Genomic DNA, 12,762 nt, shown 5'->3' with positions numbered 1-12,762 from the left:
TCAGAGAATCCATAACCGCCATCGTGAGTATGGATTCCGGGCCTGCGCCCAAGCGGCGCATCCCGGAATGACGAGAGTTGAGCGTGCGCGTCATCCCGCCATCTCAGGTTGTTTTCCAAGACTTCGCCCGCTTTATGCCGGATTGCGGGCAGATGGTTCCCCTCCCAACAAAAAAACGGGAGGAAACCATGACTGCACCACTGACCTTTCCCGATAACCAATCTCTCAACCGCCGCAACCTGATCAGAGGCGCGGCGGCGCTCGCCGCAACGGCCGCGACGATGAAAGCGGCCTCTGCGGCAACGGTGGCGCCTCTCGGCCAAACCGGCGCTCCAACGCTGTCAACGGAACCGCTGCCCTTGGGCCCGCTCCCGGGAAGCCGCTATCCAGATTCCCATCTGGAGTCCGCCAATCCCAAGCTTTCGTTCGGGCCCACCGACTTCCCGGCCTTCGCCGGCACCATGGCGGTTGAGCGCGTCGCAACGGGGATGCGCTGGGCCGAGGGCCCGGTCTACTTCCCGGCTGGACGCTACGTGCTGTTCAGCGACATTCCCAACAACCGCATCATGCGGTTTTCGGAGGACGACGGTCACCTGAGCGTATACCGCCAGCCGTCGATGAACTCGAACGGCAATACTATTGATCGGGAAGGACGCCTGATCACTTGCGAACATAGCGGCCGACGGGTCACCCGGACCGAACTCGACGGCTCCATCACAGTCATCGCCGACAAGTACAACGGCAAGAAGCTGAACTCGCCGAACGACGCGGTTGTCACTTCCGATGGTGCAATCTGGTTCACCGATCCGGTCTACGGCATCGGCGGCTTCTATGAGGGCATCAAAGCCGAGCCTGAGCAGGAGAAGCACAACGTTTACCGGGTCGATCCTAAATCCGGTGATATCAAGGTTGTCGTCGATGACTTCGTGGAGCCTAACGGTATCGCATTGTCGCCCGACGAGAAGACGCTCTATGTCATCGACACCGGCTTCACGGACGGGCCGGACAATCCGTCGCATATCCGCGCGTTCAACCTGGATGTTGGGGCAGGAAAGGCATCGAACAGCAAAGTCTTTGCCGAAATGCCCAAGCCCAGCATTACCGACGGCGTCCGTTGCGACACCGAGGGGCGCGTTTGGTGCTCCGTAGGTTGGGGCGACCCCAAGGAGGACGGCGTGCGCTGCTACACCGCTGGCGGCGAACTGCTCGGCAAGATCCACATCCCGGAAACTGTCGCCAACCTGTGCTTCGGCGGCCAGCAACGAAATCGACTTTACATCTGCGGCTCGACGTCACTCTATGCCGTGTACACGAGTGTACAGGGCGCAATGAAGCCATGATCGGTTGGCGAATAGGGAGTGGCGAGTAGCGAAACCGCCTGTTCATGACCGCGAGCCAGTCGCTCTACGCGGTCTATGTGGAGACCCAGGGCGCGCATAATTGTTGAGGGGCTAGCACCGTCATTGCGAGGAGCAAAGCGACGAAGCAATCCATTCTTTCTTTACGCTGCAAGATGGATTGCTTCGCTTCGCTCGCAATGACGGGGTGAGATTTTCACCTCTTGCCTACCCGCTATTGCGCAACCCCGCCGAGATCCCGTTGATGGTGATCTGGATGCCGCGCAGCACCGCTTCGTCGGGATTCTGCGCGCGATGCTCCTTCAGCAGCTCGACCTGCACGTGGTTGAGCGGATCGAGATAGGGAAAGCGGTTGCGGATCGAGCGCTCCAGCAGCGGGTTGCCCTGCAGCAGCCGCTCCTGCTCCATGATGTTCAACAGTATGTCGATCGAGGTTTGCCATTCCTGCCGGATGCGCCCGAAAATCTTTTCCCGCAGCGCCTCGTCCGGCACCAGCTCGGCATAGCGCGAGGCGATCGCGATCGAGCTTTTCGCCAGCACCATGTCCATGTTCGATAGCAGGGTGCGGAAGAACGGCCATTCGCGATAGAGTTCCTGCAGGAACGGCATGCCCTTGTCGGGATGCTCCTTGATCCAGGTCTCCACCGCGCTGCCAAAACCATACCAGCCCGGCAGCATCAGCCGGCATTGGGCCCAGCTGAACACCCAGGGAATGGCGCGGAGGTCCTCGATCTCGCGGGTTTTCTTGCGCGAGGCCGGGCGGCTGCCGATGTTCAGCGTGGCGATTTCGGTGATGACGGTGGAAGACCAGAAGTAATCGGCAAATCCTTCGGTTTCATAGACCAGCCCGCGATAGGCCTTGAAGGCCAGCGCCGACAATTGCTCCATCGCCTTGAGATATTCCTCACGCGGCGCGCTGTGCTTTGGCTGCAGCAGGCTCGCTTCCAGCGTCGCCGCGGCGAGAATCTCCAGATTGTTGCGGCCGACTTCGGCGTTGGAATATTTGCTGGAGATGATTTCGCCCTGTTCGGTGATCCGAATCTGGCCATTTACCGCGCCGCCCGGCTGCGCGATGATGGCCTCATAGCTCGGCCCGCCGCCGCGGCCGACCGAGCCGCCGCGGCCGTGGAACAGCCTCAACCGCACGTGATGGCGCTCGAACACCTCGATCAGGCCGATCTCGGCCTTGTAGAGTTCCCAGCCCGAGGTAACGAAGCCGCCATCCTTGTTGCTGTCGGAATAGCCGAGCATCACTTCCTGCACGCCGCCGCGGCTGTCCACCAGCTTGCGGTAATCATGCAGCGACAGCATCCGGTCCATGATGCCGCTCGACGCCTGCAGATCCTCGATGGTCTCGAACAGCGGCACGATATTGATCGCGCTGCGGCCCGAGGGGTCGACCAGGCCGGCCTCCTTCAGCAGCAGCGCGACCTCCAGCATGTCGGACATCCCCTTGCACATGGAGATGATGCATTGAGGAATCGCGTCGGCGCCGAATTTGGCGTGGGCTTCGGCCGCCGCATGGAAGACCGCGAGTTCGCCGATCGTTTCTTCGCTGTACTTGACGAAGGCCGACGTCAGCGGCCGTGCATTGCGCAGTTCGCCCGACAACAGCGCAATCCGCGCCTCTTCGTTCAGCGCCAGATACGACATGCCAGGCATCGCCGCATCGATCAGCTCGGCAACCGTGCGCTCGTGCACGGCCGAATTCTGCCTGATATCGAGACAGGCCAGATGGAAACCGAAGCAATCCACCGCCTGGCGCAAGTGCCGCAGCCGTCCGCGCGCGATCACGCGCGAATTGTTCGATATCAGCGAGCGATAGAGCGTATCGAGATCGGCCTTGAACTCCCCCACATCGGCATAGGGCGCGGCGGCACCGACCGGCGGCCGGGTGGTTTCCACGTCCAGCTTCGCAGCGGTAGCGGTGAGCCGCGCGTAAATGCCGGACACCGCCAGCCGGTACGGCTCGCCGCTTCGATGCGGCGAAGTGTCGGGCGAGCGTTCGGCCAGCGCCCGCAGATCCTTGGAGACATCGGCAAGATGCGCCGCGAGCGACAGCTCGGCGCCGAGCAAATGCAGCTCTTCGAGATAGAAGCGCAGCACACGGCTGCTCTGCAGGCGCAGCGTTCCGCGCATCACTTCCGCCGTCACGAACGGATTGCCGTCGCGGTCGCCGCCGATCCAGCTGCCCATTCTCAGGAAGGACCCCACTTCGCCCTGCGCCACGCTGTCGCCCTCGTTCAACCGGTCCTCCAGCGTGCAATGCAGCCGGGGCACTTCGTGCAGGAAAGTGTAATCGTAGAAAGAAAGCCCGTTGGCGACCTCGTCGAGCACGGTCAGCTTGGTGCGGCGCAACAGGTTGGTCTTCCACAATGTCAGCACCGCGCGGCGCAGCTGCTCGTCGCTCGCCTCGGCTTCTTCAGGCGTCAACTGGACCCGTTCGCGCCGGTCCAGCAGTGCCGCGATCTCCATCTCGCGGTCGATCGTGCTCTTGCGGCGCACTTCAGTCGGATGCGCGGTCAGAACCGGACTGACCAGCGCTTCGGCGAAGAATTTGCGCAAGTCAGCCCCGCTAAAGCCGGCGGCGCGCGCATGCGACAGTGTCAGCGCCAGCGTTCCTGGCCTCGGCGTCCCAGCGGCGGATGAGCGGGCCCGCATCTGCCTTATGTTGTTCTGGTCTTCGGCGATATTGGCGAGATGCGAAAAATAGCTGAAGGCGCGCACGATGCGCACGGTTTGGCTGATCGACATGCTGTCGAGAATAAGCTCGAGCTCGCGGCGCGCCGGCTTGTCGTCATCGCGGTGGAACCGGATCGAGGTCTGCCGGATGCGCTCGACCAGGTCGAACACGTCGGCGCCCTCCTGATCGCGCACGGTGTCGCCGAGGATGCGTCCGAGCAGCCGAATGTCCTCGCGAAGCCGCGCGTCGGCCTCCAGTGCCTGCGCATCCTCCATGCGATTGGGACGGACTTCGGTCTCGGAAGGCATGGTCTGGGGTGACATGGCTGGCTACTCCAGAGGCTGCCCGGCAAGTTAGCAGTCTGCAACTTTTTTGCCGCAGTGCAAGATAAAGATGGAGGCGGCGCACACTTGACCTTCCTCCCTCGTCGTCCCCGCGAAAGCGGGGACCCATAACCACAGGACGCCGGGCTCAAAAAGGTCTCTCCCCAGAGCGCCAAACGAGAGGACACGGCGTATGGGTTCCTGCTTTCGCAGGAACGACAGATCAAATCCTTCTCCCCGCCCGCTCCCAATACGGGTCGCGCAGCCGGCGCTTGAAGATCTTGCCGGAATCCTCGCGCGGCAAACTGGCCTGGATTTCGACGTGTTTCGGCACCTTGTAATCGGCCAGCGACGTCCGGAGCTGGGCGCGGACCGAGGCGACGTCCAGCGTTACCCCAGGCTGCGGTTCTACGACCGCCATCAGCGCCTCGCCGAATTCCTCGTCGGGAATGCCGAACACCGCGCAATCGTGCACGCCGGGCACCGCGTGCAGCGCCGCCTCGATTTCGGCCGGGTAGATATTGACGCCGCCCGAGATCACCATGTCGCGCTTGCGGTCGCAGATGAAGACATAGCCGTCTTCGTCGATGTAGCCGACGTCGCCCGAGGTGATAAAACCCTCGCGCTCGATCTCGGCGCGCTTTCCCGGCTTGTTGTGATAGGTGAAATCCGGATTGCCGGATATCCGCGAATAGATTTCGCCGATCTGGCCTGCGGCAACTCCTTGCCGTCGTCGCCGATGAAACGCAGTTCCGCGCCGGGCGATATCTTGCCGACGGTGCCGGGCTTCCTCAGCGCGTCCTCGGAATTGGCAAAGGTGACCGCGCCCGATTCGGTCGAGCCGTAGAATTCATAGATCACCGGCCCCCACCACTCGATCATCGCGCGCTTGACGTCGGCCGGACACGGTGCCGCGGCATGGATGATGTGGCGCAGCGATGACATGTCGTATTTGCGGCGGACCGCTTCCGGCAGCTTCATCAGCCGGATGAACATGGTCGGCACCATGAAGATGGTGTCGATCCGCTCGCGCTCGATCAGCGCCAAAAATTCTTCCGCGTCGAAGCGCGGCATCAGCACCAGCGCGCCGCCGAGACGCCCGGCGCGCAGGCCGAACGAGTTCGGCGCCGAATGATAGAGCGGCCCCGGCAGGATCGCCCGCGCGCCCGGCTTGAGGCCATAGATCATGCCGCGCATGGCTTCGGCGTTCGCGGTCTGCTCCGGCGTCGGCGCAAAGCGGCGCACGCCCTTGGGATGGCCCGTCGTGCCCGAGGTGTAGATCATGTTCTGCGGCTGCGGCACCGCCGGCCCGTCATAACGCGGCTGAACGTTCAGCCATTGCTCAAAATCGATCGCGAAATCGGGCGTCGCGAGATGATCGGGATTGATCTTGTAGTTGGCCAAAATCTCCGGCGGCGTCGGAACGCTGAGCACGGTGACACCGGACGGAATCGCATCGCGCAATTGATGCAGCATGTCGGCATGCGCGATCAGGACCGTCGAGCCGGAATCCTTCAGTACGTAGTTGATCTCTTCCGGCTTGAAGTGCCAGTTGATCGGCACGCCATAGGCGCCGAGCCGCATCGCGGCATAGGCGGCCTCCATGAAGGCGATATCGTTGCGCATCAGCATGCAGACGCTGTCGCCCTGGCTGACGCCGAGCTTCTGCAGTCCGGAGGCGATGCGGTCGGCGCGATCGGCGACCTCGGCGTGATCGCGCCTGCGCTGGCCGCTGATGATGCCGAGGAAGGGTTGGGAGGACATTGTCGTTTTCCGATCTCTCGTCGGGTTAGGATGCCATGCCGTCGTTCCGGGGCGATGCGAAGCATCGAACCCGGAATCTCGAGATTCCGGGTCTGGTCCTTCGGACCATCCCGGAATGACGAAGGTTGTTTATCCAGCCTCCGCAAACCGCGGCGCGCGCTTTTCCATGTTGGCGCGGACCGCCTCGGTCTGGTTCGGACTGCCCAGCAGCTTCTGCTGCTCCACTGACTCCGCGAGCAGCGCCGGGCCGGGATCGACCGACAGATTGTTCAGCATGCGCTTGGCGGCGCGGATCGCGTCCGGACTCTTGCCCGCGATCTCGCGCGCAAGCTCGAAGGCGGCAGCGCGCGGGTTGTCGCAGATCCGGGTTGCGAGCCCGTAGCTCAGGGCTTCCTGGGCCGAAAAAATCCGTCCCGTATAGGTCAGCTCCCGCAAAATATCGTCGCGCACGAGGCTGGCCAGGATCGGTGTGCCCGCCATGTCCGGCACCAGCCCCCATTTGATCTCCATGATCGACATCCGCGCGTCCGGCGTGAGGAACCGCATGTCGGCGCCGAGCGCGAGCTGAAAGCCGCCGCCGAACGCCACGCCGTGGATCGCGGCAATCACCGGTACCGGGAGCTGCCGCCAGCCCCACACTGCCTGCTGCGGAAAATTGGCTTGCCCATGGGTGCGCTCCGTCAGGTCGCGCTTCTCGCCGCCGGCTATCCCGTTACCGCCTTGATCCTTCATGGCGGCGAAGCGTCCCATATCGAGGCCGGCACAGAACGCCCGTCCCTCGCCGGACAATACTACCGCTCGAACCCCTTTCTCATGGGCAAGCCGTCCGGTCGCGGCCACCAGTGCGTCGAACATCGCGGCATCGAGCGCGTTCATCTTGTCCGCCCGCACCAGCCGGACATCGGCGACACCGTCCGAAATCGATATCGAGACGCGTTGCTCCATGAGAATGTTCCTCCGCTGCTGTTATTCTTTGTTTGCCGCTTTACAGAAAGGCCGTTGTCCGCTTTTAGTCAATCGACCAATTAACAACAATTCCTTTGGGTGGAAACGATGTTCAACGATCAACTTCTCGCCGGGCGGCGCATCCTCGTGACCGGAGGCGGAACCGGCCTCGGCAAATCCATGGCTTCGAAATTCCTCAGCCTCGGCGCCGAGGTCCATATCTGCGGCCGCCGCAAGAGCGTCTGCGACGAGACCGCAACCGAATTGATGGATTTGCACGGCGGACGTGTGGTGAGCCACGGCGTCGATATCCGCAATTCGCTCGCGGTCGACGAAATGATCCAGTCGATCTGGACCGGCGGGCCGCTCACGGACCTCATCAACAACGCCGCCGGCAATTTCATCTCGCGCTCGGAAGAACTCTCCCCGCGCGGCTTCGACGCGGTCGCCAACATCGTGATGCACGGCACCTTCTATGTGACGCATGCGGTGGGCCGGCGCTGGATCGCCGACAAGCAGCCCGGCAATGTGGTGTCGATCACCGTGACCTGGGTGCGCAACGGCTCGCCTTATGTGGTGCCGTCGGCGATGAGCAAATCGGCGATCCACGCCATGACGATGTCGCTGGCGGTCGAATGGGGCAAATACGGCATCCGTCTCAACACCATCGCGCCCGGCGAAATTCCGACCGAGGGCATGAGCAAGCGCATCAAGCCCGGCGACGAAGCCGGCGCGCGCACCAGGGCGCAGAACCCGATGGGCCGGGTCGGCACCATGGAGGAATTGCAGAACCTTGCCGTGTTCCTGATCTCCGGCGGCTGCGACTGGATCAACGGCGAGACCATCGCCATGGACGGCGCCCAGGCGCTCGCCATGGGCGGCAATTTCTATCAGCTGCGCGACTGGAGCGACGACGACTGGACCAAGGCCCGCGACTCGATCAAGGCGCAGAACGAAAAGGACCGCGCGGCACGGGGATAGTCTCTCCACGTCATTGCGAGCCAACGGGTCGCGCGAATGCGCGCCCGATGACAGGCTCCGCGAAGCAATCCATCGCACCGCGAAGGAAGCATGGATTGCTTCGTCGCTGCGCTCCCTTGCGCAAACGCTTCGCGTTTGTCGCAGGCAATGACGAACGATTGCGTTGCGTGCTCCGAGCCAATATCATCCCGAAGGTAAAACAACAAAAGACCCTCGGGAGAAACATGTCCGCTGCCCAGCAACTGACGAACCTTGCCGACATGGTGCGCGACCGCGCCAGGAGCCGCGGCGATGCGGTAGCCTACGAATTCGAGGGACGCGAGACCAGTTTCGCCGAGTTCGACGTCAAGACCAACCGCGTTGCTAACGCGTTGATCGCGATGGGCGTCAGGCCCGGCGAGCGCATCGCTTATCTCGGCAAGAACAGCGACATCTATTTCGAGCTGCTGCTCGGCGCGATAAAAGCCAACGTGGTGATGGCGCCGGTGAACTGGCGCCTCGCCGGCCCCGAGGTCGCCTTCATCGTCGCCGACTGCAAGGCGCCGGTGCTGTTCGTCGGGCCCGAATTCATCACCCAGGTCGGCAACATCAAGGCGCAATTGGCTGATGTGCGCACCGTGATCACGACCGAAGGCGGCGCGGCGGAATGGCAGGATTTTACGGCCTGGCGCGACGCCCAGAGCGGCGACGACCCAAAAGTGCCCATCAGTTCGAAAGACATCGCGATCCAGCTCTACACTTCCGGCACAACAGGCAAGCCAAAAGGCGCGATGCTGTCGCACGCCAATTTCCTCAATTTGGTTCAGACCGGCAACGAGGCCGAAAAGCCCGAGTGGAACAAATGGACGACCGACGACGTCTCGCTGGTGGCGATGCCGATCTTCCATATCGGCGGCTCCGGCTGGGGCGTGATGAGCCTCTATCACGGCGCGAGAGGCGTGATCGCGCGCGAGTTCGATGCGACCAAGGTGCTGGACTTCTTCGAGCAGTCCGGGATCACCAAATTGTTCATGGTGCCGGCCGCGATGCAGTTCGTGGTGCGGCAGCCCCGCGCCCGTCAGGTCGATTTCTCGCGGCTGAAATACATGCTCTACGGCGCCTCGCCGATTCCGGCGGCGCTGCTGAAGGAATGCATCGAGGTCTTCAAATGCGGCTTTGTGCAGATGTACGGCATGACGGAGACGACCGGCACCATCGTGGCACTGCCGCCGGAAGACCATATCGAGGGACTGGACCGGATGCGCTCGGCCGGCAAGGCCCTGCCCGGCATTGAACTTGCGATCCTCGACGCCGACGGCAAGCGCCTGCCGCCGGGCGAAGTCGGCGAGATCGCCACCCGCTCCGGCTCCAACATGGTCGGCTACTGGAACCTGCCGGAGGCCACCGCTAAAACGCTCGACAGCGACGGCTGGCTGCGCACCGGCGACGCCGGCTACATGGACAGCGACGGCTACCTCTATATCCATGACCGCATCAAGGACATGATCATCTCCGGCGGCGAGAACATCTATCCCGCCGAAGTCGAGAGCGCGATCTGCGATCATCCCGATGTCGCCGAAGTCGCGGTGGTCGGCGTCCCCGACGACAAATGGGGCGAGGCCGTCAAGGCGATCGTGGTGATGAAGCCGGGCAAGCAGGCGACGTCGACCGACATCATCAATTTTACCCGCGAGCGCATTGCCGGCTTCAAGACGCCGAAGACGGTCGACTTCATCGAGGCGTTGCCGCGCAATGCGTCGGGCAAGATCTTGCGGCGCCATCTGCGCGATCCCTATTGGGCGGGGAAAGACCGGCAGGTGAATTAGCTCCGTCGTCCCGGCGAACACGACGACACACCCTCAGCGTCGTCCCTGCGAAGGCCAGGACCCATATGTGGACGGCCCCCGTGCCGCAAGAGCTTTTTGACGGTTTGATCGGATCGCTTGCATCCATATGTCCGGCCTGTTGATGCGGTTGGTGGCCGCTGGCCAAGATGGTTTTCCGCGACGCGAGTTCCAAACACGCCAGCGACCTTTACGGGCCAATGGGTCCCACGGATTGTCTCGCACCTCGGATCGATCGATCCTACCATCTGTCTCCTCTTGCAGCTCCGGCTCAGCCGGTGCGGCGAACCCGCCGCCCGACTGATCTCTTAAGCGGCGAGTGCGGATGCGTCAGGCATCCGCGCGCCGTCGTAACTCTCGCCCGTCACCAACAGCTTCCAGGCGATGCGGGCAATCTTGTTGGCGAGCGCCACCGCTGCGAGCTTTGGCGACTTGCGCGCCAGCAGCGCAAGGAGCCAGGGCGACGCACGGCCGCGGCTTTTTCTGGCTTGCTGGATCACGGCGGTTGCTCCCGCCACCAGCACGCTACGCAGCATCTCATCTCCGGCGCGGGTGATCTTGCCGATCCGGGTCTTGCCGGCGGTGGAATGGTCTTTCGGGGTCAGCCCGATCCAGGCCGCAAAGTGCCGGCCGGAAGGGAACAGGCGAGGATCCGGCGCCTTCATGACCAGCGCGGTGGCGCCAATCGGCCCGATCCCCGGAATCTTTGCCAGACGTCGGCTGTCGGCATTGGCGCGGTACCAAGCCATCAATCTGGCCTCGATCGCCTTCAGTTCGGCCTGCAGTCGCGCATACTCCCTGCCGTGCGCCGCAAACATCTCGCGCGCCAGCTCTGGCAATCTCTCTTCCTGAGCGATCCGCGCCAATAGCGGCTCGAGCTTGTCGAGACCCTTGGCGGTGATCAGACCGAACTCCGTCGCATAGCCGCGGATCGCGTTGCCAAGCTGGGTGCGCCTGGCGATCAGTTGCTGGCGGACCCCTATCAGCATCAGCGCCGCCTGCTGCTCCTCGGTCTTCACCGATACGAACTGCATCGTCGGCCGGCTCATCGCCTCGCACAGCCCCTCGGCGTCGCGTCCGTCATTCTTGTTGCGCTTGATGTAGGCCTTCACGTGCTGCGGCGCCATCAGCTTCACCTCGTGGCCGAGCTTGCGCAACTCCCGCGCCCAGTAGTGCCCCGCGCCGCAGGCCTCGATCCCGATCACGGTTGGCGGCAGCTTGGCAAAAAACGCCAACACCTCGTTGCGTCGCAGCTTCCTGCGCAACACCGGCCGCTCGGCGGCATCCACCCCGTGCAGCTGAAAAAAATGCTTCGACGTATCCATTCCAATGCGGATAATCTGGTCCACGGACGGCTCCCTTGTCTGAGATTTGAAACAACCTCATTCTGGCACAATCGATGCCGTAGGGGGCCGTCCACACCATCACGCCGTGCGGTTTGTTGAATGGGAAGTGTTAGTTGCCTTGTTTGATCAGTGTGCCTCACACCGCGTCCTGTGGTTATGGGTCCCCGCTTTCGCGGGGACGACGGGTTGAGAGAACGTGCGCTCGTCTCCCTCAATGCTTCCCCGCCCCCATATAGCCGAACAAAAATCCCGCCACCTTCCGCTTCTGGATTTCCTCGCTGCCTTCGGTGATGCGGTAGCGGCGGTGGTGGCGGTAGATGTGTTCGAACGGCTTGTGGCGCGAATAGCCCATGCCGCCGTGCACCTGCATGGCGCGGTCGGCGGCCTCGCAGCAGAGACGGTTGGCCCAGAAATTGCACATCGAGACCTTGTCGGACAGCGTGTGCTCGACCTGGGCCTGGGTGAGTTGGTCCATCTCCCAGGCGGTCTTGCGGATCAATAGCCTGAGCATCTCGGCTTGCGTGGCGAGTTCCACCAGCGGCCACTGGATCGCCTGGTTCTCGGAAAGCGCCTTGCCGAACGGTTTGCGTTCGCGCGCGTATTTGACGCTCTCGTTGATGCAGTAGACCGCAGCGCCCAGCGAGCTTGCCGCCTGGCGGATCCGGTTCTCATGCACGAAGCATTGCGCCAATGAGAGGCCGCGGCCGACTTCGCCGAACAGCGCGTCGTCAGGCACGAACACATCCGTAAAGCTGACCCGCGGATGATCGGTCGGCATATTGAAGGTCCACATATATTCCTCGACCTTCACGCCCTCGGCTTTGGCCGGCACCAGCAGGCAGGTGATGCCGCGCGCATCGCCGTCATTGCCGCTGGTGCGCGCGAACAGCGCGCAATGCGTGGCGACGTGCATACCGGTGGTCCACATCTTCTGGCCGTTGATGATCCAGCCCTTGACGTTGTCGCGGGTCGCCGGCACCGCCCGGGTTTCCATATGCGTCGCGTCCGACCCGTGCTCGGGCTCGGTCAGGCCAAAGGTGATGCGGTACTTTCCGGTGATGGAACCGTCGATCATCGCTTTCTGGTCGTCGCGGCCGTAGCGATCCAGCATGGTCACGATCGGGAGGTTGCCGACGATCGAATGCTCGTTCTGCAGATCGTTGTGCAGCCCGAGACCCTTGGCCGCGAAATGTTCGCGGATCACGGCCATCCAGAGATTGGAACCGTCCTTGCCGCCGTAACGTTTCGGGATCGCAAAGCGCAAATGGCCGGCGGCGTCGGCGAGATTTTTCGCCTTGCGCAGCAGCGCTTCCCATTCATGCCGCGGCAGGCCGCCCTTGTCGAAATCGGTGCGCGCCCATTCGCGGCGATGGTCGAAGAAGCGGATGTTGTCGTCGGCCTCTTCCAGCGGCTTGATTTCGCGCGCGATGAAACGATCGAGTTCGTCGAGATAGGCAACGAGGTCAGCCGGCAGGTTGAAATCCAAGGCAGTCTCTCCCGAAAATGTCGCTTATTGTCGTTTTGCGTTAAGGCGCTACG

General features: G+C 62.8%; 7 protein-coding genes and 1 pseudogene. 3 read left to right on the top strand and 5 right to left on the bottom strand.

The window, feature by feature from the left end; all coding sequences use genetic code 11:
* Window positions 1-188 precede the first annotated feature (188 nt).
* On the top strand, window positions 189-1,340 hold the full coding sequence (locus NL528_RS16240; RefSeq protein ID WP_309183683.1) for an SMP-30/gluconolactonase/LRE family protein: 1,152 nt from the start codon (window positions 189-191) through the stop codon (window positions 1,338-1,340).
* A gap of 225 nt (window positions 1,341-1,565) precedes the next feature.
* On the opposite strand, the gene ppc is transcribed toward NL528_RS16240, so the two are convergent.
* The 3 genes and pseudogenes from ppc to NL528_RS16225 all read right to left on the bottom strand — a co-directional run bounded on the left by ppc (window position 1,566) and on the right by NL528_RS16225 (window position 7,073).
* Window positions 1,566-4,364: a phosphoenolpyruvate carboxylase gene (ppc, locus tag NL528_RS16235; protein ID WP_309183682.1), complete on the bottom strand. Its 2,799-nt coding sequence runs from the start codon at window positions 4,362-4,364 to the stop codon at window positions 1,566-1,568.
* Window positions 4,365-4,587: 223 nt separating this feature from the next.
* Window positions 4,588-6,128 (bottom strand): annotated as a pseudogene (locus tag NL528_RS16230) (acyl-CoA synthetase).
* Window positions 6,129-6,257: 129 nt separating this feature from the next.
* Window positions 6,258-7,073: a crotonase/enoyl-CoA hydratase family protein gene (locus NL528_RS16225; RefSeq protein ID WP_309183681.1), complete on the bottom strand. Its 816-nt coding sequence runs from the start codon at window positions 7,071-7,073 to the stop codon at window positions 6,258-6,260.
* A gap of 108 nt (window positions 7,074-7,181) precedes the next feature.
* On the opposite strand from NL528_RS16225, the gene NL528_RS16220 reads away from it, so the two are divergent.
* Both NL528_RS16220 and NL528_RS16215 read left to right on the top strand, forming a co-directional pair.
* Window positions 7,182-8,054 (top strand): SDR family oxidoreductase, encoded by an 873-nt coding sequence (locus tag NL528_RS16220; protein ID WP_309183680.1) that lies wholly within the window; start codon window positions 7,182-7,184, stop codon window positions 8,052-8,054.
* Between the two features lie 224 nt (window positions 8,055-8,278).
* Complete coding sequence (locus NL528_RS16215) at window positions 8,279-9,859, top strand: fatty acid--CoA ligase (protein WP_309183679.1); 1,581 nt, start codon at window positions 8,279-8,281, stop codon at window positions 9,857-9,859.
* 326 nt (window positions 9,860-10,185) lie between these two features.
* Here the strand turns inward: NL528_RS16215 and NL528_RS16210 are convergent, their stop codons facing one another.
* Window positions 10,186-11,226 (bottom strand): IS110 family transposase, encoded by a 1,041-nt coding sequence (locus tag NL528_RS16210; RefSeq protein ID WP_309180493.1) that lies wholly within the window; start codon window positions 11,224-11,226, stop codon window positions 10,186-10,188.
* A 208-nt stretch (window positions 11,227-11,434) separates the two neighbouring features.
* Complete coding sequence (locus NL528_RS16205; protein ID WP_309183678.1) at window positions 11,435-12,709, bottom strand: acyl-CoA dehydrogenase family protein; 1,275 nt, start codon at window positions 12,707-12,709, stop codon at window positions 11,435-11,437.
* Window positions 12,710-12,762: the final 53 nt, after the last annotated feature.

This window comes from Bradyrhizobium sp. Ash2021 (assembly GCF_031202265.1).
In the GTDB taxonomy this organism is placed as follows: Bacteria; Pseudomonadota; Alphaproteobacteria; order Rhizobiales; family Xanthobacteraceae; genus Bradyrhizobium.
This window is presented reverse-complemented; position numbering and strand designations above follow the sequence as displayed.